The following is a 24,397-nucleotide window of genomic DNA, read 5'->3' as shown; positions in this document are numbered from 1 at the left end:
ATCGTTTCGCCTGTCAAATGTTTCCAGCTCGGCGGATCATTTGCATAGCTGAATCCGGGCAAGTGAAACGCCTACCGGATGGGCAGATCGTAGGTGTAGGACTCCTTGACGATCCCCAGGTGGAACCAGGACTCCGAGCGGCCGACCCCCGGCAGACCGCGCACCGCCTCCAGCCCGGTGAGCAGCGCCGACCGGTCCGGGGCGTCCAGCCCGCAGACCACGTCGAACCGCCCGTAGCCGGTCGCCACGTAGTTCACCCCCGGTAGCGCGGCGGCCGCCTCCGCGACCGCCCGGGCCGGCCCCAGCACCCCCAGGCCCACCCCGGCGGCCTCGCGCACGCCCAGCGCGCGCGACTCCACCAGCCCGGTCACGTGCACCGCGCCCACCTCCAGCAGCCGCAGCACCCGCGCCCGGGTGGCCGGCTGGGACAGCCCGATCCGCTCGGCCAGCGCGGCGAAGCTGGCCCGTCCGTCGAGCTGCAGCAGCCCGAGCAGCCGGCGGTCCGCCTCGTCCAGCACGGGCGGCGGACCGGGCCGCACCCCCGCGACCTCGGGGGAGTAGGCGTCCCGGACCAGCTCGGCGCAGCGGAACACCTCCAGCCCGCGCACCCCGGGCGCCGCCCGCAGCGCCGCGAACTCGCGCTCCAGCGCCGCCGCGTCGGCCACCCGGACCTCCGCGATCACCCCGTGCGGCCCGGCCGTGCAGGAGACGAAGCTGGTCGCCCGGCGCCCGGCCGCCACCGCCGCGACCGGCCCGCTCGGACCGGACACGTCCAGGGACACGTGGGCGACCGCCTCGATCCCGGCGACGGCGGGCGGCACGATGCCGACGATCCGCACCTCGCCGTGCTGGAGCAGCCGCTGCACCCGGGCCCGCGCCGCCTCCCGCGAGATGCCGAGGAGTTCGGACAGCCGCTGGTAGCTGACCCGGCCGTCCCGCTGCAGTTCGCGCACCAGGGCGGCATCGGTGGTGTCGAGCACGGGGAGCTCCTGGGGGGCGGGGCGGAGGATCCAGGCAATCTACCCGCACCCGGCCGCCCGCCGCCGGTCAGCCCGGTTGCGGCGGGCCCGGTACGGACGGCGACGTCGGGGAGCCGGCCCGGAAGGCGATCAGGGCGATGTCGTCGCGGGCGTCCGGGACCTCCGCGAGCAGCTGGTCGCAGAGCGCCCCGAGCGGCAGGCCGTGCCCCGCGTCGGCGGCGTCGGCCAGCCGCTCCAGACCGGCGGCCAGGTTCTCGCCGGGCACCTCGACCAGCCCGTCGGTGTACAGCAGCAGGGTGTCGCCGGGCCCGATCACCGACTCGTGGGTGTGGCGCGCCTCGGCGGGGGCCACACAGAGCGGCAGATCGGCCTCGTCTGCGGTGAGGAACCGGGCGGGACCGTCGGCGGGGACCAGCAGCGGCGGCGGGTGCCCGGCGTTGGACCAGGCCGCCTGCCAGCCGCCGTCCCCGGTCCGCGCCAGGTGCAGGTGGATCGCGGTGGCGAAGGCGGCGACACCGAGCCCGTCGGCGGCGGCGTCCAGCTCGGCGAGGGCGTAGGCGGGGGTGTGCAGATGGGTGCGGTTGTAGGCGATGGACCGCAGCATGCTGCGCAGCTGGCCCATCGTGGTGGCGGCGGTCAGGTCGTGGCCGGCCACGTCGCCGATGGTCAGCGCGAGGGAGTCGTCGGGCAGCACGAAGGCGTCGTACCAGTCGCCGCCGACCTCGGCGGCGCGGTTGCCCGGCTGGTAGCGGGCGGCGAGCTCGGCCCCGGGCACGGCCGGCGGGGCGGTCAGCAGGGCCCGCTGGAGGACGAGCGCCGCATGCCGGGTGCGCTGCAGCTCCAGGGTCTGGCGCAGCGGCGCCTGGGCGCGCTGCAGCACCTCCTGGAGCAGCTCGATGGCGGCGCGGCCCGGCGGCGGGGTGCCGTCGCACCCGGCGGCCGCGGCCAGCGCGACGGTGGCGCCGTCGATGACGATCGGCAGCAGGGTGAGGCTGGTCGCGCCGGCCCGGGCCAGCCACCGGGAGGACTCCGCGGGGACCAGGCCGGGCGGCACCCGGTCGGGCGTGAAGGTGAGCACCACGGGGGTGCGGTCGGCCACCACCCGGCGGGCGGCGGGGCCGAGCACGAAGGTCTGCTGGCGCAGGGCCGGCAGCGGCGGCAGACCGGGCCGGGCGATCGAGGCGATCCGGATGCCGCGGATCTCGTCGGGCTGCGAGGAGTGCTCCCGCCCGGAGAGCAGGAACACGGTGCAGGCGTCGGTGAGGTCGGGGACCACCAGCTCGGCGACGGCCGCGAAGGCGTCCTCGGCGCGGGTGGCCTCGGTGACCGCGACGGCGCGGGCGAGGAGGCGCTCGCGCAGCCGGTTGCGCCACCGGTCCTCGATGTCGGAGGTGGCGCCGATCCACTCCACCAGCCGGCCGTCGCGCACGATCGGCACCGCCCGGGCGGCGATGTGGCGGTACTCCCCGCCGGCGGTCCGCACCCGGAAGGAGTGCTCGAACATCGACGGCTCGCCCTCCGCCGCCTCCAGCCAGGACCGGGCCAGCGCGTCCCGGTCCTGCGGGTGGATGAGTTCGAACCACTCCTCGTCCATGGTGTCCCGCCAGGGGTGCCCGGTCAGCTCCTCCCAGCCCGGGACCAGCTCCACCATCGAGCCGTCCGCCCGGGTGAGCCAGACCAGCTGGGAGACCGCCGACATCAGCGCCTCGTAGCGCTGCAGCGCGTGCAGGCGCTCGGTCGACAGCTGCTCGGCCTGGTGCGCGGAGTGCACCTCGGCGGTGGTGTCGATCGCGGAGACCAGCACACCGGGGCCGAACCGGGAGGAGACCGGCGAGCAGCTGTAGACGAAGTGCCGGTGGCCCTCCGGGTCCTCGTGCGAGGTCTCCACCGTGCGGGGCGTGGTGACCTGGCGGGCCGTCCCGCCGGCGAGGACCACGTCGAGGGACTCCAGGAACCGGTTCACCCCCGGCTCGGTGAACAGCTCCCGCATCGGCCGGCCGGTCGGCCGCGGACCGAACAGGGCGAGGAAGGCGTCGTTGCGGTACACCAGGACGTGCTCCGGCCCCGCGGTCAGGGCGATCGCCACGATGGCCCGGTCGAAGACCTCCGGTGTCAGCTGAGGCTCGGCCACCCGTCTCGTCCCCTTCGGCGGTGCAGTCGCGGCGGCACGCGCAGCGCCCCGGCCGCTCGGCGATCGGCGGCCGGGAGCCGATCAGCGGTGATCGACGGCGGCCTCCCCCCGCACGCTACCGGCGGACCGGGGCGCAGACGGGCCGCACCGCCGCTCGGCGGTCCGACGTGTCGCAACCGCCGGGCGCCGGTCCGCCCCCCGTCCGGTACCTCAGGCCGTGGTGGCGCGGGCGGCCTCGGCGGCCCGGACCACCGCCGCCGCCAGCCGGTGGTTCTCCACGGCGCCGCCACCGTCGCCGAAGCCGAAGCGGCGCCGGGTGTAGCTGTAGCCGACGCCGCTGCGCGGATCGGCGAAGGACTGCGCGCCCACCGCGCCGCTGTGCCCGAACGCGTCGCGGCCCAGGAACGGGTAGCGGGAGTGCTGCGCCTCGAAGCCGAGGCCGAAGTGGTCCTGCTCGCCGGTGACCAGGTCGGTGCCGAACGTCCGGGCCGGGCCGAACTCGGCGACCGTCTCCGGGGTCAGCAGCGGCGCCCGGCCGTCGACCTCGCCGATGGCCGCCGCGTACATCGCGGCCAGCCCGCGGGCGGTGCCGACGCTGCCGGCGGAGGCCGGGCCGAGGGCGCGCACCGCACGGGTGTTGGCGAACTCCACCAGGTCGGTGGGCGGGGTGGCGTTGAGGTTGAAGGCGATCCCGGTGAGGCTGTCGGGGGCGGGCGCACCGGCCGCGGCCAGCGCCTCCTGCTCCGGGGTGAGCCGGGCGGCCTGGACCGGGAGGTAGCGCGGCTCCAGCTCCACCGGCAGGCCGAGGTGGAAGTCGAGGCCGTACGGGGCCCGGATCCGCTCCTCGAACAGCTCCTGGACGGAGCGCCCGGTGCGGCGGCGCACCACCTCGCCGGTGAGCGCGCCGATCACGAAGGCGTGGTAGCCGTAGCCCGTCCCGGGCTCCCAGTACGGCTTCTGCCCGGCCAGCCGGGCGGCGAGCAGCCGGTCGTCCGCCAGCTCCCGGAAGGTGAAGCCGCCGTCGACGCCGATCAGTCCGGCCCGGTGCTCCAGCAGCTGCCGCAGGGTGAGGCCGCCCTTGCCCTCGGCGGCGAACTCCGGCCAGTGCCGGGCCACCCGCTCGTCGAGGTCGAGCACGCCCTCCTGGACCAGCAGGGCGACCACCAGGTGGGCGGCGCCCTTGGCCGAGGAGAACAGCGCGAACAGCGAGTCGGCCGTCACGCCCTCGCCCGTCCAGAGGTCCACCACCCGGCGGCCGTCGGCGTAGGCGGCCAGTTGGGCGCCGAGGTCGGAGCCGGCGGCGGCCACGGCGGCGAACTCCTCCCGCACCTGCTCGTAACCCGGTGCGACGCTCCCGTGGACGGCGGCACTGCTCGACATCTGCTCCCCCTCGATGACGGACCCGGCGCGGTGGGCCGGGCTCGGTGGCGCCGGTGCGGCGACCACGGAGGGGATGCCACCCCCCGGGTCGCCGACCTGCCGGTGCGTCAACCCCACCTGCCCCAGGAGTATTCCCCCGTCCCACCGCTGCGGGCCGTGTTCCACCAGTGCGGGGCCCGTTCCACCGCCGCGGGCCCCGGGCCGGCCGACCCCGGTGCGCCGCTCAGCCGGGCAGCCGCCCGGTGCGGACGACCTCGGCGTACCAGTGCGCGCTGTCCTTGGGGGTGCGGCGCTGGCTGGCGAAGTCCACGTGGACGATGCCGAACCGCTTGCCGTAGCCGTACGCCCACTCGAAGTTGTCCAGCAGCGACCAGAGGAAGTACCCGCGCACCGGGGCGCCGTCGGCGATCGCGCGGCGGACGGCGTCGAGGTGGCCGTGCAGGTAGGCCACCCGCTCGGGGTCGTGCACCGCCCCGGAGGGGTCGGCGTAGTCCTCGTAGGCCGCGCCGTTCTCCGTCACCAGCAGCGGCAGGCCGGGCAGGTCGTCGCGCAGCCGGGTCAGCAGCTCGTACAGCCCGTCGGCGTCGACCGGCCAGCCCATCGCGGTGCGGCTGCCCTCGGCGGGGAGGAAGCGGACGCCCTCGTCGGCGGGCCACGGCGAGCGCTCGCCCTGGTGGCCGTCCTGGCGCGGCGCCGGGGCGGCCGGGTCGTCGGCGGCGACCACGGTGGGGGTGTAGTAGTTGAGGCCGAGCGAGTCGATCGGCCGGGAGATCTCGGCGAGGTCGCCGTCTTGGACGAAGGCCCAGTCGGTGACGTGCGCGGTGTCGGCCAGGACGTCGGCGGGGTAGCGGCCGTGGAACACCGGGTCCAGGAAGATCCGGTTGGCCAGGCCGTCGATCCGGCGGGCGGCCCGGGCGTCCCCGGGGTCGGCGGTCAGCGGGCGGACGGCGGCCAGGTTGAGGGTGAGCGACACCTGGGCGGCGGCCGGGAGCCGCTCGCGCAGCACGCCGGTGGCGAGGCCGTGGGCGAGCAGCAGGTGGTGGTGGGCGGTGAGTGCGGCGGCCGGATCGGTGCGGCCGGGTGCGTGCACACCGTTGCCGTAGCCGAGGAAGGCGCTGCACCAGGGCTCGTTGAGGGTGGTCCAGGTCGGGACGCGGTCGCCGAGCCGGTCGGCGGCCAGCGCCGCGTACTCGGCGAAGCGGTACGCGGTGTCCCGGGCCGTCCAGCCGCCCTCGTCCTCCAACTCCTGGGGCAGGTCCCAGTGGTAGAGGGTGGCGACCGGGCCGATGCCGCGGGCCAGCAGCTCGTCCACCAGCCGGTCGTAGAAGTCCAGGCCGGCCGGGTTGGCCGGGCCGCGGCCGCCGGGTTGGACGCGCGGCCAGGCGAGCGAGAACCGGTAGGCGCCCAGGCCGAGTTCGGCCATCAGTGCGACGTCCTCGCGGTAGCGGTGGTAGTGGTCGGCGGCGATGTCGCCGGTGTCGCCGTTGCGGACGGCACCGGGGCGCCGGCTGAAGGTGTCCCAGATCGAGGGGGTGCGGCCGTCCTTGGCGGCGGCGCCCTCGATCTGGTAGGCGGCGGTGGCCGCACCCCAGACGAATCCGGCGGGGAACCCGGAGCGGGTCGGAGCGGCAGTGGAGGCGGTGGCGGTGGAGGCGGTGGGTGCGGTCGGGGAGGTGGGGGCTTCGAGGGTCATGTCGCCTTCCTTGGCGGTGAGTCGGGCGTCAGCCCTTGACGGCGCCCTGCATGATCCCGCCGACGATCTGGCGGCCCAGCAGGCCGAAGACCAGCAGGACGGGCAGGGTGCCGAGGAGGGTGCCGGCCATGATGACGGACTGGTCGGGGACGTACCCCTGGCCGAGGGACTTCAACGCGACCTGCACGGTGGGGTTCTGCGAGCTGAGGGCCACGATCGGCCAGAAGAAGTCGTTCCAGGTGGCCATGAAGGTCAGCATGCCGAGCACGGCCATGCCCGGCCGGGCCGCCGGCAGCACGATCGAGCGGAAGATCCGGAACAGCGAGGCGCCGTCGACCCGGCCGGCCTCGATCAGCTCGTCGGGCAGCGCCTGGACGAGGAACTGCCGCATGAAGAACACCCCGAACGCCGAGACCAGCGAGGGCAGGATCACCGAGGGCAGCCTGTTCTGCAGGTCGAGCCGGACGATCAGCATGAACAGCGGGATCACCCCGAGCTGCGGCGGGATCATCATGGTGCCCACGGTGACCGCCAGCAGCAGGCCGCGGCCGCGGAACCGCAGCTTGGCGAAGGCGAACCCGGCGAGGGTGGAGGAGAGCACCACCCCCGCGGTGACGGTGCCGGAGACCAGCAGGGAGTTGAGCAACGCGGTGCCGATCGAGGCCTGTTGGAGGGCCTCGCCGAGGTTGCGGAACAGGCCCGGACCGGGCGTGAGGGCCGGAGTGGCCGCGCTGAGCTCGGAGTTGGACCGGCTCGCGGCCACGACCGTCCAGTAGAACGGGAAGACGGACACCAGCGTGGCGAGGGCCAGCACGGTGTAGGCGAGCGGGCCGCCGTGCAGCGGGGAGCGTCGGGTGGAGCGCATGGCGGTCACCGGTCCCTTCGGCCGGCTCGGGCGGCGATCGCCGCGTTGGCCAGGGCGAGTACGACGATCAGCAGGAACATCACCCAGGCCACCGCCGCGGCGCGGCCCAGGTGGAAGAAGCTCCAGCCCTGCTCGTACAGGTAGAGGCCGAGGGTCTGGTACTGGTGGGAGATGCCGCCGGCGGCGTTGCCCTCGTACAGCAGCGGTTCACCGAACAGCTGGGTGGCCCCGATGGTGGAGACCACCACGGTGAACACGATGGTCGGGCGCAGGCCCGGCACGGTGACGTGGCGGAACTGCTGCAGGCGCGAGGCGCCGTCCACCGCCGCCTGCTCGTACAGCTCGCCGGGGATGGACTGCATGCCGGCCAGGTAGATCAGCGCGTTGTAGCCGGTCCAGCGCCAGGTCACGATCGCGGAGACGCCGAACTGCGAGGCCCAGGTGTCGGCCTGCCAGTCCACCGGGCTCAGCCCGACGCTGCCCAGCAGCCAGTTGATCAGCCCGTAGTCGCGCCCGAAGAGCTGGGCGAAGACCAGGGTGGCGGCGGCGACCGAGGTCGCGTACGGCATCAGCATCGCCACCCGGAAGAAGGTGCGGCCGCGCAGCCGGTAGTTGAGCAGATGGGCCAGCCCGAGGGCGATCAGCAGCTGCGGGACGGTGGAGAGCACGCCGATGGTGAAGGTGTTGCGCAGCGCGTTCCAGAAGAACGGGTCGTCCAGCAGCCGGGTGTAGTTCTGCAGGCCCAGCCAGTCCATCCGGTCGGAGGTCTGCAACTCGACGCGGTGCAGCGAGACATGGGCGGTGTAGAGCAGCGGGAGGAGGCCGAAGGCGGCGAACAGGACGAAGAACGGCGCGACGAAGCCGTACGGGGCGAGCCGCCCGGACCGGCGCGGGCGGGCCCCGGCCGGGCGGGCCGCGGGCAGCCGGGCCGAGGTGGTGGTGGCCATGGAGGTCCCTTGGAGAATCCGACGTATCCGACGTACCGTCAGTTGCCCACGGCCTTGCGGACGGTGTCCAGCGCGTGCTTCCAGGCGGTGTCGGGCGCGGTGCCCGTCCGCTCGACCTCGCCGAGGGCGTCGGTGAAGGCCTTGCCGATCACGCCGTCGTCCACGCCGAGCACCTGGACCGGCATGTTGGCGGCGGACTCGCTGAAGATCTCGCCGATCGGGGCGTTGTTGAAGTACGGGTCCTGGACGCCCTTGATGGCCGTCTGCGCACCGGTGGAGGACGGGAAGGAGCCCTGCTTGGTGAAGAGCGTGGTCTGCTGCTCCTTGGCGGTGAGCCACCGGATCAGCTCGGCCGCCTCCTTGGGGTGCTTGGCGCTCTTCGGGACGGTCAGGTAGGAGCCGCCCCAGTTGCCCGTCCGGCCGGGGCCGGGGGCGATGTCCCAGGTGCCCGAACCGGCCGTGCCGGCCTGGCCCTTGATGTAGCCGATCATCCAGGCGGGGCAGCTGAGGGTGGCGAACCTGCCCGTGGTGAAGGCCTTGTTCCACTCCGGGGTCCACTGCGGCAGCTTCGCGGAGAGGCCGTCGGCGACCAGCCGGGTGGCGTCCGCCCAGGCGCTCTGTACGGCCGGGTTGCTGTCGTGGACGGGCTTGCCGGCCTCGTCGGCGTAGCGGACCTTCTGCTGGCCGACCTCGGCGGTGAACACGCCCGCGGCGCTGTCCGTCCAGGTGTTGCCGGCGGCGGCCTTGCCGGCGTACTGCCGGCCGAGGTCCAGATAGCCCTGCCAGGTCGACCACTTGGCGGCCAGCTCGGTGCGGTCGGTGGGCAGGCCGGCGGCCTTGAGGAGGTCGGTGCGGAAGCAGATCGCCTCGGGGCCGATGTCGGTGCCGGCGCCCAGCACACGGCCGTCGGCGGCCTTCACGGCGGCGCCCTTCCAGGGGACCAGGTCGTCGTTGACCGCGCCGAGGCCGAGGGTCCTGAGGTCGGTGAACTTGTCGGCCTGCTTCTGCATCAGGCCGGCGGCCCGGCCGACCTCGACGCCCTGGATGTCGGCGAGGCCGCCGCCGCCCGCCAGCTTGGTCTGCAGGGCCTGCCAGTACTGGGCCTCGTCCTGGGTGTCGGTCTGCTTGACGGTGATGCCGGGGTGCAGCTTCATGTACTCCTCGTAGAGGCCGCTCTCCTTGAACCCGAAGGTCCCGAAGAGGTCCACGGTGAGGGTCACCTTGCCGCCGGCCGCGGTGTCCGCGGAGCCGCCGGAGCTGCCGCAGGAGGTGAGGAGCAGGGCGGCCGCGAGGGCGGCGGAGCCGACGGCGACAGAGCTGGGGCGCATGGAATCTCCTTGAGAGCGCTCTCAGTGATGTCGGGAGACTGCCCGTCGGGTAGCCCGGCCGTCAAGACCCTGAAACCTGAACGTAACCGAGGGGGTTGTGGCGGCCGTGCCTTCGAGATCTGAATGCATCGGATCCGGTCGGGCCCGTTGACACCCCCTCACCGACCCCTCTACCGTCCGATCGCTGAGAGCGCTTTCAATCCACCCCTCCATCCCCCACCCCGAGGTGGACCACTCATGAAGCACCGCCCTCTGCGCAGACCGGCCGCCGCCGTGACCGCGCTCGCCCTGGCCGCCGCGGCCGCCCTGACCGCCCTGACCGGGGCCGGCAGCGCCGCCGCGGCGGCGACCGTCCCGGTCGGACTCGGCGGCTACAGCGACAGCCGCCCGGCCGGCACCGTCGGCCCGAGCAACTCCGACGGCGCCCCCGTCACCCCCAAGGTCACCGCCCGGACGGCCGGCCGCGCCGCGCCCACCAACGACTGGTGGTCCTCGCTGATCTACCAGCGCTACGCGGGCAACCCGTACTCCGAGAACATGTACGCCCACCCGTTCACCTTCAAGGCGCAGGCCGCCGGACTGGAGGTCGGCTACCCGACCACGCCGACCGTCACCCCGGACGGCCGCCAGTACGACTTCACCCACACCCGGGACCTCACCCTCGGCGTGGCCGGGCTCAACTCCCCGGACACCAGGGTGGACGGCTGGTCCGACTGGACGGTCACCCCCTCCTGGTCGGACGGCGCGCACACCTTCACCGCGACCATCGGGCACGGCCTGCCCTACGTCTACGCCCACGCCACCGGCGGCGCCGCGCAGGTCACCGCGGCCGGCACCCCCACCGTCTTCGCGGACCAGGGCAACGTCCTCGGCATCACCGTCGGCGGCCACCACTACGGCCTGTTCGCGCCCACCGGCACCGACTGGACGGTCAACGGCACGACGCTGACCGCCGCCCTGGGGTCCAAGGACTACTACTCGGTGGCCGTCCTGCCCTCGCCGGGCGACCTCGCGCTGTACCGCGACTACGCCTACAGCTTCGTCACCGACACCAGGGTCGGCTGGCAGTACCAGGCCGCCGCGGGCACCCTCGCCACCACGTACACCGCCACCACGACCCCCCAGGAGGGCACCCGGACCGGCACCCTGCTGGCGCTCTACCGCCACCAGTGGACGGCCACCGCGGACCAGCTGACCGCGCTCACCTACACCTCCCCGCGCGGCCTGATGAAGGTCCGCCAGGGCGACGGCTTCACCACCGTGCAGAGCGTCAACGGCGTACTGCCCTCACTGCCGGACACCGGCGGGACCGACCGGGCGGCCCTGGGCGCCCTGGTCCGCCAGGCGGCCGACGCCGCCGACCCGTTCCAGGGCGCCACCGACACCTACTGGACCGGCAAGGCGCTCGGTCGGCTCGCCCAACTCGTACCGATCGCGGACCAGTTGGGTGACGCAGCGACCAGGGACAAGCTGCTCGGGCTGATCAAGGGCCGACTGCAGGCCTGGTTCAAGGGCGGCGGATCCACCGGCTTCGCCTACGACGCCGACTGGAAGACCCTGATCGGCTACCCGGCCTCCTACGGCACCGACGCCGAACTCAACGACCACCACTTCCACTACGGGTACTTCGTCCAGGCCGCCGCCACGGTGGCCCGCTACGACGCCGCGTGGGCCGCCGACGCGGCCTGGGGCGGGATGGTCAAGCTGCTGGCCAAGGACGCCGCCAACGCCGACCGCGCCGACACGCGCTTCCCGGTGCTGCGCAACTTCGACCCGTACGCCGGCCAGGGCTGGGCCTCCGGCCACGCCGCCTTCGCGGCGGGCAACAACGAGGAGTCCTCCTCGGAGTCGCTCAACTTCAGCTCCGGGCTGATCCTCTACGGCTCCGCCACCGGCGACACCGCCCTGCGCGACCTCGGCATCTACCTCTACACCACCGAGGCCAACGCGGTGCAGCAGTACTGGTTCGACGCCGACCACAGCGTCTTCCCGGCCTCCTTCGGGCACGACACCGTGGGCATGGTCTGGGGCAGCGGCGCGGCCTACTCGACCTGGTGGACCGCCGCCCCCGGCATGATCCACGGCATCAACGTGCTTCCGGTGACGGGCGGTTCGCTCTACCTGGCGCGCCGCAAGGACGTCGTCACCGCGAACCTGAACGAGCTGCGGGCCAACAACGGCGGCACCTTCACCGACTGGCGGGATCTGCTCTGGGAGTTCCAGGCGCTCGCCGACCCGGCCGCGGCCAAGGCCAACTGGGATTCGGGGAAGGACGGTTACACCCCGGAGGAGGGCGAGTCCAAGGCGCACACCGACCACTGGATCCGCAACCTCGCCGTGCTCGGCACCCTGGATCCGGCCACCACGGCGGACAGTCCGACCGCGGCGGTGTTCGCCAACGGCGGCGTCCGGACGCACGTGGCGCACAACTACGGCACCGCCGCCCGCACCGTGCGGTTCTCGGACGGGTACAGCCTGACGGTGCCGGCCCGTTCGACCGCCAGTGAGCGGGGCTCCTTCCAGGACGGCGGGACGGGCGGGGCCTCGCCCTCGCCGACGGGCTCGCCGACCGCCTCGCCGACCGCCTCGCCGACCGCCTCGCCTTCGCCGACCGCGACCCCGACGGTGCCGTCCTCCACCGGGAACACCTTCTACCTCCAGGCCTCCGGCGCGCTCACCACGGCGTACGGGTCCGGCGCGGCGGTGGACACCCTCCCCTCGGCGGGCGGCACCAACCACGACGGCACGCCCTACCAGGCCAGGAGCTACGAGATCCGCAATGTCACCGGCACCCTGCGGCCGGGCGCCGGCACCGACTTCGACCTCTTCGTCGACGCCGGCGGCGCCGTCGGGCTGGGCCAGCAGGCCCGGGTCTCCTACGACCTCGACGGTAACGGCACCTTCGACCGGGTCGAGACCTACCGCTACTTCGCCACCGACCCGGTGGACGGCTGGGAGCGGTACTCCGGGGCGGGCGCCGGGCCGGTGTCGGCCACCGGGACGGCGGGCAACCTCGTCCACGGCACGGTGCGGCTGGAGGTCTGGTCGGCGATCGGCAGCGCGCCGGCCCGGCTGAGGGTGGCGGCCACCCAGGCGCAGGGCAGCCAGTCCGTCCTGCGGATTCCTTACAACTGACCGGTAACCCAAGCCTGTTCGGGCCCCGGCCGATGACCTCGGCCGGGGCCCTTCGGGCGGGCGCCCCCGGCCCGGGCCGGGGGCGTGCTCACTCGAGGAGGGCCGCCCGCCTCAGGCCGAGCCGCGGTGCACCAGGTGCACCGGGGTGATCACCGAGGTGGGTCCGCCCACCCGCAGGCCGGGGCCGCCCGCCGCGGTGCCGTGCTCCTGAGCCAGTCGGCGCAGCAGCAGCCTGGCCATCAGACGGCCCATGCCCTCGATGTCCTGCCGGACGGTGGTGAGCGGGGGGTCGGTCCAGGCCGCGATCGACTCGACGTCGTCGAAGCCGACCACGGCCACGTCCTGCGGCACCCGGCGGCCGGCCCCCCGCAGCACCCGCAGCGCACCCGAGGCCATCGCGTCCGAGGCGGCGAACACCGCGTCCAGATCCGGCCTGCGGGTGAGCAGTTCGGCCATCGCGCGGCCGCCGCCGTCCGGGGTGAAGTCGCCCTCGGCGATCAGCGCCGGATCTCCGTCGGGCAGCAGGTCGCGGTAGCCGTCGAGGCGGTCCACCGAGGAGGTCTGGTCGAGCGGGCCGGTGATGGTGGCGATCCTCGTCCGGCCGAGCGAGGCCAGGTGCCCGACGGCCAGCCGCGCACCGCCGCGGTTGTCGCTGTCCACGTAGACCAGTTCGCGTTCGGACTCCGCGCCCGGCCAGCCGGGCCGCCCGCCCACCACGAACGGCAGGCCCACCCGGCGGGCCATCTCCGGCAGCGGGTCGGCCCGGTGCAGGGAGAACAGCAGCGCCCCGTCCACGTGGCCGCCGGCCAGGTAGCGGCCGACCCGGTCGTAGTCGCGCTGGTCCTCGATCAGCAGCAGCACCATCTGGTTGTCGGCGTCGGACAGTTCGCGGCCGATCCCGCGCAGGTGCTGGGCGAAGAACGGGTCGGAGAAGAGCCGGCTCTCCGGCTCCGCGACCACCACCGCGACCGCCTGGTTCCGCCGGGTCACCAGGGTGCGGGCGGCCAGGTTGGGCGCGTACCCCAGCTCGTCCACCGCCCGCTGGACCTTCTCCCGCAGCGACTCCCGGACCCCGGCCCCGCCGTTGACCACCCGGGACGCGGTGGCCCGGGAGACCCCGGCCCGTTCGGCCACCGACTCCAGTGTCGGCCGCGCCGTGTGCTCCGCCACCCTGGGCTCCTCTCCCGGAAACGCTTCGCCCCCAGAGCCTATCCGGATACCGGGCGCGGCGTGAGAGCGCTCCCAGAACTGTTTCGGGGAAACCGGCCGCGCTCCGCCCCCACGCCGGGCGGCACCGGCCGGTGCGGGGTGTCGGCCGCCCCCGCGCGCCCCTACACTGCTGAACCCGCACGGTATTACCGGCCGGTAAGGACGAGGGAGTTCGCATGGCTGACAAGCGGATCCACGCATTCGGCGACGACGCGCTGGGCGAGCACGACGCCGTGGCGCTGGCGGAGCTGGTGCGCACGGGCAAGGTCGCTCCCGGGGAGCTGGCCGCCGCCGCGGCGGAGCGGGCCCGGCAGGTCGAGGGGGAGCTGGCGCCGGTCGCGTACGCGGTCTACGAGCAGCCGCGCAGCGCCCCGGCCGGCGCGGGCGGTGCGCTGTTCGGCGTGCCCACCTATCTGAAGGACAACGTGGACCTCGCGGGCCTGCCGACCGGGCAGGGCAGCGCGGCGTTCCAGGCCCGCCCGGCGCGGCGCAACGCGGGGTTCGCGGACCAGTTCCTGAGCACCGGCCTGGTGGTGCTGGGCAAGACCAGGCTGCCGGAGTTCGGCCTCAACGCCTCGACGGAGTTCGCCGACGCGCCGCCGGTGCGCAACCCGTGGAAGCCCTCGCACTCGCCGGGGGCCTCCTCCGGCGGTGCGGCCGCCCTGGTCGCGGCCGGCGTGGTGCCGATCGCCCACGCCAACGACGGCGGCGGCTCGATCCGGATCCCGGCGGCCTGCTGCGGACTGGTCGGCCTGAAGCCGACCCGCGGGCGGACGGTGGCCAACGGCCAGGGCAAGCGGCTGCCGATCGACCTGATCACGGACGGCGTGGTCACCCGCTCCGTCCGCGACACCGCCGCCTTCCTCGCGGCGGCCGAGCGGCACTACCGCAATCCCGCACTGCCCCCGCTCGGACTGGTGGAGGGCCCGGGGGAGCGGCCGCTGCGGATCGGGCTGGTGCTGGACTCGCCGATGGCCACCACCGACGAGCAGACCCGCCGGGCCGTCGAGGAGACGGCGGCACGGCTGGAGGGGATGGGCCACCTCGTCACCCCCGCGGCGCTGCCGTTCGGGGCCGAGTTCGCCCGGGACTTCACGCTGTACTGGGGCTACCTCGCCTTCCTGATCGCCGCCACGGGCAAGCTGGTGCTGGACCGCGGCTTCCAGGCCCGGAAGCTGGACGGCCTGACCCTCGGGCTGCGCCGCCGCTTCCAGCGCGAGTTCCTCCGGACGCCGGGCGTGCTGCGCAGGCTGCGGCAGGCGGAGCAGACCTACGCGGGCCTGTTCCGCGAGCACGACGTGATCCTCTCGCCGGTGCTGGCGCACGTGGCCCCGCCGATCGGGCACCTGAGCCCGAACGTCGCCTTCGAGGAGCTGCTGGACCGGCTGAACCGCTATGTGGCCTTCACCCCCGTCAACAACGTGACGGGCGGCCCGGGGATCGCCCTGCCCGCGGGGGAGGCGGCGAACGGCCTGCCGATCGGCGTCCACCTCTCGGCGGCGAACGGGCGGGAGCGGATCCTGCTGGAGCTGGCCTTCGCGCTGGAGGCGGAGCGGCCGTGGCGGCGGATCCAGGACCTGCAGAACGCCCGGACCTGAGGCGCCCGGCCGGGGTCGCACCGGGGCATCCGCCGCCTCGCACCCGGCCGAGGCCTGCCGGCCGAGGCCCTACAGACAAACCGCGGCGCCCTTCGTATTCTCGCCCGCATGAGGCTATCGCGAGCGCGACGAATCGGAACAACTCTTGCCGCATTCATCGGAGTTGGCATGCTGTGGGCGGCCCCGCCGGCCTCCGCCACGGTCTCCGGGGCGAGCCTGTCCGTGGACCGGCACACGGCGGCGGCGGGCACCCTGGTGACCATCAGCCTGTCCCTGACCAATACCGAGTCGACCGACATCAACTTCGCCTACGAGTTCATCCAGCCGACCTGGCCCGAGAACGAGGCCCTGAACACCTACGCCATCGTCTCGTGCGACGGCGACACCGTCGACTGCACCCACACCGACAAGCAGGCGTCACTCCACCTCAACGCACCGATCCCCCCGGGTGCCACCCGGACGGTGACCCTGGGCGTGCAGATCGCCTCGGACCTGTCCTGCTCGGGGCAGCGCAACCTCAACTGGGCGCCGTACATCTACTACGAGTTCGACAACGCGACCCAGGTCAAGGACGAGATCTGGATGTACGGCCTGCCCTCGCTGCAGACCACGATCTCCTGCCCCGTCCCGTAGCCCTGGCACCGAGCCGGCTGCACGGACGGCGGCGTACGGGCCCGGGCCCGTACGCCGCCGTCCGCCGGTCGGGTCGGGGACGGGCTACCGGGAGCGCTGCCGTTCGATCAGCGCGGTTCCGGCGACCGCCGCCACCGCGCCGGCGGCCAGCAGGCTGCCCCGGGAGCGCCAGGACAGCATCGACCACCGCGACTGGGCGGAGAGGATCGAGCCGGTGCTCAGGAAGGAGCCGGCCGAGAGGAGGGAGAGCGCCGAGCCGACCGAGCCGATCGACAGGACGCTGCCGACCGACCCCACGGAGAGCACGGACCCGACCGATCCGATCGAGAGGGTGGAGCCCGCCGAGGCGATCGACAGCACGGCGTCCTTGGACCAGAGTGAGCGAAACGAGCCTGAATGCTGGGACATGGGTTGATCGTACGATGCGCCCCCGGGCTCCTGCCGGTCACCCGGGACGGGTGCTGACCGGCCCTCAGCTCTCCGGCCCCGACCGGTCCGGCGCCCGCCCGGCGCTCATCCGGAGCTCGTCCGGCGTCAGCCCGGGCCGGGTGCGGCGACCGCGCGGGCCGCCCGGACCTCGTCGCGCAGCGGCGCCAGCACGCCCGTCGGCTCGTCCGGCCCGTCCGCCTCCTCCGGTGCCCGGGCCAGGGTGCCGCTCGACCGCACCGCCTCGGCGAGCTCCCGCAACTCGCCCCCGATGACGGCGACCTCCTCGGCCCGCGGGGCGGGCGCGCCGTGGTCGACCCTGACCCGGGTGGCGGTGGTGGTGTCGACGATCCGCTCGACGGCGATGACCAGCGGCCACCAGGCCGCGGCGCGTGCCCCGGTCGGCGGCGGCTCGGTCAGCGCCCGCTGGAACTCGGAGCGCACGGTGGAGAGGTCGCGGTAGAGCCGGCGCCGGTACTTCAGCCGGGCCGTCTGGTCCGGCCGGGGCTCGAAGGCGAGGGCCACATAGGCCGCCGTGTCCGACACCGCGTCGGCGAGCCGGTCGCCGATCCGGGTGTGCCAGGACTCCGGCCACAGCAGGTAGCCCGCGACGAGCGAGATCGCACAGCCGATCAGCGAGTCGTAGAGCCGGGGCAGCACCAGGTCGAAGCCCTGGTGGTTGAGGAGGTCGGAGAGCAGCAGGATCACCGGGGTGATCGCCGCGGTCTGGAAGGCGTAGCCCTTCGCGGAGACGGCCGGGATCAGCGTCGCGAGCAGCATCATCACCGGCACGTCCCACCAGCCGTGCGGCACCGCCGCGAGGACGGGCATGGCGATCAGCAGACCGGCCGCGGTACCGAGGGCGCGTAGGACGGCCCGGGAGAAGACCGAGCCGAAGTCGGGCTTCATCACGAACGTGACGGTCAGGGTGACCCAGTAGGAGCGGGGGACGGCGATCACCGACACCAGGGCCTGGGCGAGGCCGATGCACAGCGCGAGCCGCAGCCCGTAGCGCCAGGACGCCCCGGACAGCATCACGGCCCGCAGCGCGCGCCGGGTCCGGATCCGCACGGGGGCGGGCCGGCCCAGCCGTTCGGCGACGCCGTGCAGGTCGGGCCCGGTCTCGTGGACGACGGTCGCCGCGTACCGCAGCGCGTGGTCCACCGCCCGCTCGGTCGGCCCCTCGGGCTCCGGCAGATCGAGACGCGCCGCTCCGGTGCGGCCGGCCCCGACGGCGGCGGCGAGCTCGCGGGCGGCCGCCGGGTAGGCGTCCGGCAGCGGTCCGAGCGAGGACGGGCGCAGCTTCGCCGAGGTGGCGGCCTCGACGACCGGGATGACGGCGTTCAACTGGGCGAGCAGCCGCACCAGCCCGGGGGAGCGCCCGTGCCGACGGGTGCGGTGCGCGAGCAGCAGGTCGTAGGACTCGTTGAGGGAGTGCGTGACGGACTGTCGCTTCTCGTCGTGCGCGGGCGTGCCGGCCGCGGCGAGGAACTCGGCGACGGCCCGGTACGTCCGGGCGACGGCGGTCCGCTCGGGGACGCCGCCGCGCAGCGGCCAGGCGAACAGGGCGAGGAGGAGCACCAGTACGCCGCCGAGGGTGAGCAGCAGGGGAGCCTTCCACCAAGGGGTGGGCATCGGCAGGCCGGCGCCGACCACCGCGTCGAGCAGGAGCAGCAGGCCGGAGGCGGAGGCGACCGCGCCGATCGAGGAGATCATGCCGGAGACCAGCGCGATCAAGGTCAGCACGGCGACGGCGACCCAGCCCTCCCCGAACACCAGGGTGCCGAGGGCCACCCCGAGCGCGCCGAACAGCTGGGGAACGGCGATGTTGAAGACCCGCATCCGGTAGGCGTCGGCGGTGTCGCCGATGACGGCGGAGAGCGCGCCCATCGAGACCAGCGCGCCGTACGAGGGCCGGTCGGTGGCGAACCCGACGGCCAGCGGCGCCGAGAGGGCGACCGAGGCGCGGGCGACGGCCGCCCAGGGGATCGGCGCCGACCGGGGGCGCAGGCCCGCGGCGAGCCAGCTGGGTGGTGCGAGCCGCGCGGCCCGAGCGCTCCGTGCCATGGGGCCAACGTACGGCCCCGGCGTCCGCTGGGCCCGGCACGCGGACGGCGCGGCGTCCGGGTTGCGCGGCGCGTCCGACCATAGGTGCGGCCAGCCTGGCCTCGACCGGCGAGATTCGGACACATGAAGGCTGAAATCGTGTTTCAGCTTCAAGTGCAAGGTTGGAATTAGATATTCCGCTCGAATCCATGGCAGTATCTGGGGCGTGAAGCGTGAAATGTCACATTGCTTCACGGTGTCATCCATTCCTACGAACGGGAAGCATTCGATGAACCGGCTCCTCGCCATCCTCGCCGGCACCGCCGTCCTGACCGCGGTCGGCGCGGCTCAGGCCACCGCTCGGCCCGCCTCCGAGACCGCCTCGTCCATCCCCACGAGGACCTGCGTCTCCGGCTACCAGGGCATCCTGCTCACCGAGCTCTGCGCCGACGTCGACGGCGACCTGATCACACTGACCGGCCACGCCGCCCCTGCCAGCATCACGTGGACGGAGCGGGCCGTGCCCTTCCGGCTCTCCGCCTCCGTGGCCGGCGGCGCCGAACTCGGCACCGACACCCCGAGCGCCGTCATCCCCAGGGGCGGCCGCTGGGTGGGCCGGGTCTCCGGCGCCGTCCCGTGCGGCTCGACCGTCGAGGGCACCTTCCTGGTGACGCAGTGGGGCTGGCCGCCGTCGACCGCCACCATCTCGGTACCCGTCCCCTGCTGACCCCCGCCCGACACGCGGCCCCCGGCCCGGCCCGCCCGGCCACGGCCCGGCTTTGATCGCGAGGCGTGACGTCGGTTGTTTGTGGGTTTGGGGGCCGCCCTGAACCGCGGACGGGCGATGTTGATGACGCACAGATGTATGACATGCCATCTGCATGCGTATCTCGTGCCGCCATCCGTCCACCCTCTGGTCGACTTCGGGCGGCTATCTCACCACGGGTGGTTACACCGCCTGGTTGGGCCCCAACCAGGGTAATTTCAGCCAGTGGGCCCGGGTTTACTGACCGGTCCGTGCCGGGCGGCCGAAATTCATTTCGGCCGCCCGGTCGCTATTGTTGTCGGATTGGCTGGGTAAGCCTGCGGTTTGTTGGATCCGAAAGTCCGCCACGGATTCCTGGTTCGACGACTCCGGGTTTCCGGTGAACACCCGAAGCACCTCAGTACACCGCGACCCTGGAGGGCTCCTGGACGGACCGGGCAGCGGCGGTCCCGCTGCGGGTGCCGGGACGCTAACCCCTGACCTGCGCGTCAGGGTCAAGGCGGCGGCCCGGAGCGGTGTCTGACGGCCGGTCGGCGCGGCGATCTCCTAGAGTCGCCTGCGGCGCGACCGTACGACCGTACGACCGATCCACCGCACATACGTACAGCACGAGAGGCAGCAGACCCATGAGCGAGCAGGCACCCGAGCCGTTCGAGCCGGTCAACGAGGACTGGCAGACCGCACTGGTGGTCGTCGCCCACCCCGACGACATGGAGTACGGCGGGGCCGCCGCGGTGGCCCGCTGGACGGCCCAGGGCAAGAAGGTGGTCTATCTGATGGTCACCAGCGGCGAGGCCGGGATCGACTCGATGAGCCCCGAGGAGTGCGGCCCGCTGCGCGAGGCGGAGCAGATCGCCTCCGCCGCCGTGGTCGGCGTCGACACCGTCGAGTTCCTCGGCCACCCGGACGGCGTGCTGGAGTACGGTCTGCCGCTGCGCCGCGACATCGCCCGGGCGGTCCGCCGGCACCGGCCGGACATCGTGATCACCAGCAACTTCCGCGAGACGTACGGCGGGACGTTCCTCAACCAGGCGGACCATATCGCGGTCGGCCGCGCCACCCTGGACGCCGTCCGGGACGCGGGCAACCGCTGGGTGTTCCGCGAGCTGACGGCCGAGGGCCACGAGCCGTGGAACGGGGTACAGGAGGTCTGGGCGGTCGCCTCGCCGGAGTCCCGGCACGCGGTGGACACCACCGAGCACTTTGACAAGGGCGTCGCCTCGCTGGAGGAGCACCGGGCCTACCTGGCCGGCCTCGGCGGGGCGATGGCCGACGCACGCGAGTTCCTGGAGGGCATGGGCCGGGGCGCCGGCAGCCGGCTCGGGGTGCGCTTCGCCGTGCCGTTCGAGGTGTTCCCCCTGCACTGACCCCCTGCGGAGGTCTTCTGTACCGACCCGCCGAAAGGGGGCCTGCCCGCGCACCGGGCAGGCCCCTGCGGGTGTGCGGACCGCGCGCCTAGGCGCGCCCGGTGCCGTTGCGGCGGCGGTGGCGTAGCAGCTGGCGCACGGCGAGTGCCGCGCAGAGTGCGCCGAGGCCGATCAGGAGCCACAGCTGGTAGCGGATCGCCGTCCGGTACACCGTGCCGATGTTGGCGCCGGCCAGGTAGCCGAAGGTCGACCAGACGCCGACCCACAGGGCGGCGCCGAGCAGGTTGAAGGGCTGGAAGCGGCGCCAGGGCATCTCGGTGGTGCCGGCGATGATGCCGTTGGTCTGGCGCAGCCCGTCCACGAAGCGGGCGACGGTGACGACCTTGCCGCCGTGCCGGGCGAAGAAGCCGTCCGCGCGCTCCATCCGGGCCGGGGTGAGCAGCACGTAGCGGCCCCAGCGGTGCACGAAGGCGCGGCCGCCGGTGCTGCCGATCAGGTAGCCGAGGCTGTTGCCGAGGACGGCCGCGCCGAAGGCGATCGCCACCACGGCCGCGAGGCTCAGGTGCCCGGTGCCGGCGTAGACGGCGGCCAGCACCAGCATGGTCTGGCCGGGCGCGGGGATGCCGCAGTTGTCGAGCAGGACGAACAGCGCCAGGGCCGGGTACCCGTAGTGGTCCAGCAGGGGCGCGAGCGCGGCGAGCGCGCCGGGGAGCGGGGTGCCGGGTGAGGAGGGGGCGGTGGAGAGGGAGGGGGCGGAGAGTGCGGACAACGCGACTCACCGCCGCGCGCGGGTCGGGCGCGGGGCGGCGGGTACGCGGGTCAGTGGGTCTTCTCGCCGGGTTCGACGATGCAGTCCGGGCCCGGGTAGATCAGGCCCTCGTGGCCGTCCTCGAAGCGGACCATGTACGGCGGCTCGCCCCCGGCGCCGCGCACCTCGATGATCTCGCCCTTCTGGTCGACCATGCCCACCGCCCTGCTGTGGATGTGGAGCTGGTCACCTACCGCTGCGTGCATGGGCTGCTCCTCCGGTAGTGGCGGCTTCGGTGGCTGCTGTGCTGGTTCCAGACTGTGCTGCTTCCACTGTGCTGCGGCGGCGGCGGGCTCGCAACGGCTCGCCCGGGTGCCCGCCGCGCCGACGTCCCCGTCAGCGCGGCGTGAGCGGTCCCCCGACCGGCCCGGTGAGCTGGTCGGCGAGGTAGCAGCGGACGAGGCGCTTGCACTCGGCGATCAGAGCCGGGTCGCCGTCCGGGTCGCTGCGGAAGGCGAGCTTGAGGACGGCGTCCGCCGCCTCCAGGGCGACCCGCAGCCCCAGCGTGAGCGCCGCCGGGTCGGACGCGGCGAAGACCTCGCCCCCGAGGGCCTGGAGGCGTAGGGCGACGGCGGTGTTGTTGTCCAGGTCGGTGTCCAGCAGATGCCGGTCGTCCCGGACCCCGGCGGGCACCAGCGCACCCGCCAGGCCGAAGTCCACCTGGCCGAATCCGGGGACGGCCCGCTTCATCGCGACGAACTCGTCCACCGCGAGGTCGGTGAACCCGGCCGGTCCGACCGGTGCCTCGGCGAACAGTCGGCGGTCCAGCCGCTGGAGGTAGAGCTCCAGGTTGCGGACGGCCAGCGCGGCGAGCAGGTCCTCCTTGCCGGAGAAGAACTGGTAGAGCGTGCCGATCGGCACCTGGGCGCGGTGCGCGACCTCCTTGGTCGTGAGTGCACCGGCCCCGACCGCGTCGAGCAGATTCGCGCAGGCGTCCAGGATCCGCTCGCACCGCTCCTGGCTGCGCTGCTGGACCGGCCGCCGCCGGGCCGCGCCCGGCCGTCCGACGGCCTGGTGACTCCTCGTGTCCGCGCTCATGGGCCCACTGTGCCGCATCCGGTGTTCCACCGGCGAATCATCCCGGTGAACTCTCCTGCCCGCAGGACGCCGACCCCGGCACGCCGGTCGCACGCCTCTCACCGCCGTACGGCACGGCGCCCGGCGGGCGTTGACCGGCGGCCGTTGACAGGCGGCGGGGCGGGTCGGTGTAATCCGGGGGCGATTGCGGCCGGCCGCGGGGGCCGTGCCCCGGAGGAAGGCAGGGCGGCATGGGTACGGATGTCGGGTCGACCGGGGTGGGGAGCGGCGCGATCGCCGGGCTCTACGAACGCGACCACACCTGCCGGACGCTGGGGATCGCCCTGGAGGAGGTGGCCCCCGGGCGGGCGCGGATGCGGATGACCGTCGCTGAGACGATGGTGAACGGCTTCGGGATCGCCCACGGCGGCTACCTGTTCCTGCTGGCCGACGCGGCGTTCTCGTACGCCTGCAACAGCCACGGCCCGGTGACCGTCGCCCAGGCCGCCCAGGTCACCTTCCTGTCCCCGGCCGCGGTCGGGGACGAGCTGGTGGCCGAGGCGCAGGAACGGTCGCGCTCCGGCCGGACCGGGATCTACGACGTGACGGTCCGCCAGGCGGGCGGGCAGGACGAGGGTGGGCAGGACGAGGGTGGAAAGGTCGTCGCGGAGTTCCGCGGGCAGAGCGTGATGCTGCCGGGGCGGCCGTTCGGGGACTGACCGCGCGGGACGCGCCGCCGGGGCGGGCGGCAGGTGCCACCCGCCCAGGCGGCGGTCAGGCGGCGGTCACGCCGGCGGGCGCTCGTCCAGCACCTGCTGGAGCTTGCCGGTCCGCGGGTTGGTGACCAGCTCGGAGCGCGGCACCCACTCGACGGTCAGGTGGTGGACGGCGCCGGCCGCCACCTCGGCCGGGTAGAGCGGCCGGGCCGCGTAGACGGCCTCGACGAGGCGCCCGCTCAGCTCCTCGGGCGGCTGCTCGGTGCAGCCCAGGCGCAGGATGAGGCCGTCCCGGCCGTCCCAGCGGCGCTGGACCAGTTGCATCCCGGAGATGTACCGGTCGGGGTCGGCGGCGATCAGCACGGCGCGGATCTCCTCGGTCGGCATCGCGACCGTCCCCACCCGGGCGCCCTCGACGGAGCGGCCGACCAGGCGGAACCGGCCGCGTGCGGGGTCGACCCACTCGGCGCGGTCACCCGTCGGGTAGCGCAGGATCGGCATCAGGGTGCGGAACAGGTTGGTGACCACGACCCGGCCGGGCACGCCGACGGCGGTGATCGGCTCGCCGGTCACGTCGTCCACCAGCTCCACCACCGTGCGGTGCGGGAAGGCCTCGTGGACGCGGACGTCGTCGCCCGGGACGGGGGCGCCGACCAGCCCGGCGTCGACCGAGGCGTAGCCGAGCGAGGACACCGCCGCCTTGGGGAACGCCCGGGTGAGGATCGGCCGCAGGTCGGCGAAGAGCAGGTCGCCGCCGAAGAGCAGCAGCTCGACCGAGTCGGCGCTCTCGCCGCGCTTGACCAGGCACTCGGCGACCGAGCTGAGCTTCATCGGCTCACCGGCCAGGACGTGCACCCCGAACCCGGCGATCAGGTCGGCCACGTAGTCGTCGGGCGCGGTGCCGCCGACCGGCAGCCGGACGTTCTCCACCGGCGCGTGGTGCAGGGCGTTCTCGATGTAGAGGAAGCCGCCGTAGAGCTCCCCGGCGCAGAACAGGTTGGCCACCCGGTGGCCCGGCCGCAGCCCGGCCTGCACCATGCCCGCGCCGAAGGCGCTCACCGAGTCGGCGTGCTCGGTGCGCGTCCAGGGGGAGAACTTGGGGACGCCGGTGGTGCCGCCGGTCTTGTAGACGCCCGCGTCGCTCAGCGGGCCGGTGAGCAGGCGGTTGTCCGGCCAGGTGTTGGCGGCCCAGAAGGCATTCTGGTCGATCAGGGGCAGCTCGGTGAGGTGCGAGATCGTCCGCGGCACGTCGCGGTACGTCTCCGCGTAGAAGGGGGAGTTGGTCCGGGCGAAGTCGACCAGGTCCTGTAGCGGTTTCGCGGGCACTGCTTCTCCTGCCTCTGGCTGTGGTC

At 73.8% G+C, this 24,397-nt stretch carries 20 protein-coding genes; 6 read left to right on the top strand and 14 right to left on the bottom strand.

Annotated features, from left to right (window positions below):
• Positions 1-71 precede the first annotated feature (71 nt).
• The 7 genes from ACIGZJ_RS21655 to ACIGZJ_RS21625 all read right to left on the bottom strand — a co-directional run bounded on the left by ACIGZJ_RS21655 (position 72) and on the right by ACIGZJ_RS21625 (position 9,324).
• Positions 72-980, bottom strand: a complete 909-nt coding sequence (locus tag ACIGZJ_RS21655; RefSeq protein ID WP_396458734.1) for an Lrp/AsnC family transcriptional regulator — start codon at positions 978-980, stop codon at positions 72-74.
• Between the two features lie 67 nt (positions 981-1,047).
• Complete coding sequence (locus ACIGZJ_RS21650) at positions 1,048-3,111, bottom strand: SpoIIE family protein phosphatase (RefSeq protein WP_396458733.1); 2,064 nt, start codon at positions 3,109-3,111, stop codon at positions 1,048-1,050.
• A 210-nt stretch (positions 3,112-3,321) separates the two neighbouring features.
• Positions 3,322-4,491, bottom strand: a complete 1,170-nt coding sequence (locus ACIGZJ_RS21645) for a serine hydrolase domain-containing protein (protein ID WP_396458732.1) — start codon at positions 4,489-4,491, stop codon at positions 3,322-3,324.
• A gap of 223 nt (positions 4,492-4,714) precedes the next feature.
• Positions 4,715-6,184 carry a GH1 family beta-glucosidase gene (locus ACIGZJ_RS21640; RefSeq protein ID WP_396458731.1) on the bottom strand — a complete coding sequence of 490 codons (1,470 nt, stop codon included), beginning with the start codon at positions 6,182-6,184 and terminating at the stop codon, positions 4,715-4,717.
• 28 nt (positions 6,185-6,212) lie between these two features.
• Entirely contained in the window at positions 6,213-7,049 is an 837-nt protein-coding gene (locus ACIGZJ_RS21635) for a carbohydrate ABC transporter permease (protein WP_396458730.1), read from the bottom strand.
• 5 nt (positions 7,050-7,054) lie between these two features.
• Complete coding sequence (locus ACIGZJ_RS21630) at positions 7,055-7,996, bottom strand: carbohydrate ABC transporter permease (protein ID WP_396458729.1); 942 nt, start codon at positions 7,994-7,996, stop codon at positions 7,055-7,057.
• A 38-nt stretch (positions 7,997-8,034) separates the two neighbouring features.
• Entirely contained in the window at positions 8,035-9,324 is a 1,290-nt protein-coding gene (locus tag ACIGZJ_RS21625; protein WP_396458728.1) for an extracellular solute-binding protein, read from the bottom strand.
• Between the two features lie 237 nt (positions 9,325-9,561).
• Between ACIGZJ_RS21625 and ACIGZJ_RS21620 the strand changes: the two genes are divergently transcribed.
• On the top strand, positions 9,562-12,459 hold the full coding sequence (locus tag ACIGZJ_RS21620; RefSeq protein WP_396458727.1) for a glycosyl hydrolase: 2,898 nt from the start codon (positions 9,562-9,564) through the stop codon (positions 12,457-12,459).
• 111 nt (positions 12,460-12,570) lie between these two features.
• Here the strand turns inward: ACIGZJ_RS21620 and ACIGZJ_RS21615 are convergent, their stop codons facing one another.
• On the bottom strand, positions 12,571-13,629 hold the full coding sequence (locus ACIGZJ_RS21615; protein WP_396458726.1) for a LacI family DNA-binding transcriptional regulator: 1,059 nt from the start codon (positions 13,627-13,629) through the stop codon (positions 12,571-12,573).
• A 215-nt stretch (positions 13,630-13,844) separates the two neighbouring features.
• Between ACIGZJ_RS21615 and ACIGZJ_RS21610 the strand changes: the two genes are divergently transcribed.
• Positions 13,845-15,266: an amidase gene (locus ACIGZJ_RS21610; RefSeq protein WP_396458725.1), complete on the top strand. Its 1,422-nt coding sequence runs from the start codon at positions 13,845-13,847 to the stop codon at positions 15,264-15,266.
• Positions 15,267-15,434: 168 nt separating this feature from the next.
• The gene (locus tag ACIGZJ_RS21605; RefSeq protein WP_396458724.1) at positions 15,435-15,899 is read left to right on the top strand and encodes a hypothetical protein; all 465 of its coding nucleotides are present in this window, start codon (positions 15,435-15,437) and stop codon (positions 15,897-15,899) included.
• Between the two features lie 84 nt (positions 15,900-15,983).
• Here ACIGZJ_RS21605 and ACIGZJ_RS21600 read toward each other — a convergent pair whose 3' ends face one another.
• Both ACIGZJ_RS21600 and ACIGZJ_RS21595 read right to left on the bottom strand, forming a co-directional pair.
• Positions 15,984-16,307, bottom strand: a complete 324-nt coding sequence (locus ACIGZJ_RS21600; protein WP_392937967.1) for a hypothetical protein — start codon at positions 16,305-16,307, stop codon at positions 15,984-15,986.
• A 126-nt stretch (positions 16,308-16,433) separates the two neighbouring features.
• Positions 16,434-18,392 (bottom strand): FUSC family protein, encoded by a 1,959-nt coding sequence (locus tag ACIGZJ_RS21595; RefSeq protein ID WP_396458723.1) that lies wholly within the window; start codon positions 18,390-18,392, stop codon positions 16,434-16,436.
• 268 nt (positions 18,393-18,660) lie between these two features.
• Here ACIGZJ_RS21595 and ACIGZJ_RS21590 point away from each other — a divergent pair, with 268 nt between their 5' ends.
• Positions 18,661-19,098 (top strand): hypothetical protein, encoded by a 438-nt coding sequence (locus tag ACIGZJ_RS21590; protein WP_396458722.1) that lies wholly within the window; start codon positions 18,661-18,663, stop codon positions 19,096-19,098.
• Positions 19,099-19,763: 665 nt separating this feature from the next.
• Positions 19,764-20,504, top strand: a complete 741-nt coding sequence (locus ACIGZJ_RS21585; RefSeq protein ID WP_396458721.1) for a PIG-L deacetylase family protein — start codon at positions 19,764-19,766, stop codon at positions 20,502-20,504.
• Positions 20,505-20,592: 88 nt separating this feature from the next.
• On the opposite strand, the gene ACIGZJ_RS21580 is transcribed toward ACIGZJ_RS21585, so the two are convergent.
• The 3 genes from ACIGZJ_RS21580 to ACIGZJ_RS21570 all read right to left on the bottom strand — a co-directional run bounded on the left by ACIGZJ_RS21580 (position 20,593) and on the right by ACIGZJ_RS21570 (position 22,350).
• Positions 20,593-21,273: a DedA family protein gene (locus ACIGZJ_RS21580; protein ID WP_396458720.1), complete on the bottom strand. Its 681-nt coding sequence runs from the start codon at positions 21,271-21,273 to the stop codon at positions 20,593-20,595.
• A gap of 50 nt (positions 21,274-21,323) precedes the next feature.
• Complete coding sequence (locus tag ACIGZJ_RS21575; protein WP_392937941.1) at positions 21,324-21,518, bottom strand: DUF1918 domain-containing protein; 195 nt, start codon at positions 21,516-21,518, stop codon at positions 21,324-21,326.
• A 130-nt stretch (positions 21,519-21,648) separates the two neighbouring features.
• Positions 21,649-22,350 carry a TetR/AcrR family transcriptional regulator gene (locus ACIGZJ_RS21570; RefSeq protein ID WP_396458719.1) on the bottom strand — a complete coding sequence of 234 codons (702 nt, stop codon included), beginning with the start codon at positions 22,348-22,350 and terminating at the stop codon, positions 21,649-21,651.
• A 230-nt stretch (positions 22,351-22,580) separates the two neighbouring features.
• Here ACIGZJ_RS21570 and paaI point away from each other — a divergent pair, with 230 nt between their 5' ends.
• On the top strand, positions 22,581-23,048 hold the full coding sequence (paaI, locus tag ACIGZJ_RS21565; protein WP_396458718.1) for a hydroxyphenylacetyl-CoA thioesterase PaaI: 468 nt from the start codon (positions 22,581-22,583) through the stop codon (positions 23,046-23,048).
• A 66-nt stretch (positions 23,049-23,114) separates the two neighbouring features.
• Here the strand turns inward: paaI and ACIGZJ_RS21560 are convergent, their stop codons facing one another.
• Positions 23,115-24,371 (bottom strand): phenylacetate--CoA ligase family protein, encoded by a 1,257-nt coding sequence (locus ACIGZJ_RS21560; protein ID WP_396458717.1) that lies wholly within the window; start codon positions 24,369-24,371, stop codon positions 23,115-23,117.
• Between the last annotated feature and the right edge of the window lie 26 nt (positions 24,372-24,397).

Source organism: Kitasatospora sp. NPDC052868, from assembly GCF_044547105.1.
In the GTDB taxonomy this organism is placed as follows: domain Bacteria; phylum Actinomycetota; class Actinomycetes; order Streptomycetales; family Streptomycetaceae; genus Kitasatospora.
Note: the sequence above shows the minus strand (reverse complement) of the source record. Positions and strands in the feature narration are given on the sequence as shown.

Excerpts from the sequence above, each read along its gene's own strand:
- ACIGZJ_RS21635 (WP_396458730.1), bottom strand. The coding sequence starts at position 7,049 with ATGCGCTCCACCCGACGCTCCCCGCTGCACGGCGGCCCGCTCGCCTAC.
- ACIGZJ_RS21645 (WP_396458732.1), bottom strand. The coding sequence starts at position 4,491 with ATGTCGAGCAGTGCCGCCGTCCACGGGAGCGTCGCACCGGGTTACGAG.
- ACIGZJ_RS21625 (WP_396458728.1), bottom strand. The coding sequence starts at position 9,324 with ATGCGCCCCAGCTCTGTCGCCGTCGGCTCCGCCGCCCTCGCGGCCGCC.
- ACIGZJ_RS21590 (WP_396458722.1), top strand. The coding sequence starts at position 18,661 with ATGAACCGGCTCCTCGCCATCCTCGCCGGCACCGCCGTCCTGACCGCG.
- ACIGZJ_RS21575 (WP_392937941.1), bottom strand. The coding sequence starts at position 21,518 with ATGCACGCAGCGGTAGGTGACCAGCTCCACATCCACAGCAGGGCGGTG.
- ACIGZJ_RS21620 (WP_396458727.1), top strand. The coding sequence starts at position 9,562 with ATGAAGCACCGCCCTCTGCGCAGACCGGCCGCCGCCGTGACCGCGCTC.
- ACIGZJ_RS21610 (WP_396458725.1), top strand. The coding sequence starts at position 13,845 with ATGGCTGACAAGCGGATCCACGCATTCGGCGACGACGCGCTGGGCGAG.
- ACIGZJ_RS21600 (WP_392937967.1), bottom strand. The coding sequence starts at position 16,307 with ATGTCCCAGCATTCAGGCTCGTTTCGCTCACTCTGGTCCAAGGACGCC.
- ACIGZJ_RS21630 (WP_396458729.1), bottom strand. The coding sequence starts at position 7,996 with ATGGCCACCACCACCTCGGCCCGGCTGCCCGCGGCCCGCCCGGCCGGG.
- paaI (WP_396458718.1), top strand. The coding sequence starts at position 22,581 with ATGGGTACGGATGTCGGGTCGACCGGGGTGGGGAGCGGCGCGATCGCC.
- ACIGZJ_RS21570 (WP_396458719.1), bottom strand. The coding sequence starts at position 22,350 with ATGAGCGCGGACACGAGGAGTCACCAGGCCGTCGGACGGCCGGGCGCG.
- ACIGZJ_RS21585 (WP_396458721.1), top strand. The coding sequence starts at position 19,764 with ATGAGCGAGCAGGCACCCGAGCCGTTCGAGCCGGTCAACGAGGACTGG.
- ACIGZJ_RS21640 (WP_396458731.1), bottom strand. The coding sequence starts at position 6,184 with ATGACCCTCGAAGCCCCCACCTCCCCGACCGCACCCACCGCCTCCACC.
- ACIGZJ_RS21605 (WP_396458724.1), top strand. The coding sequence starts at position 15,435 with ATGCTGTGGGCGGCCCCGCCGGCCTCCGCCACGGTCTCCGGGGCGAGC.
- ACIGZJ_RS21595 (WP_396458723.1), bottom strand. The coding sequence starts at position 18,392 with ATGGCACGGAGCGCTCGGGCCGCGCGGCTCGCACCACCCAGCTGGCTC.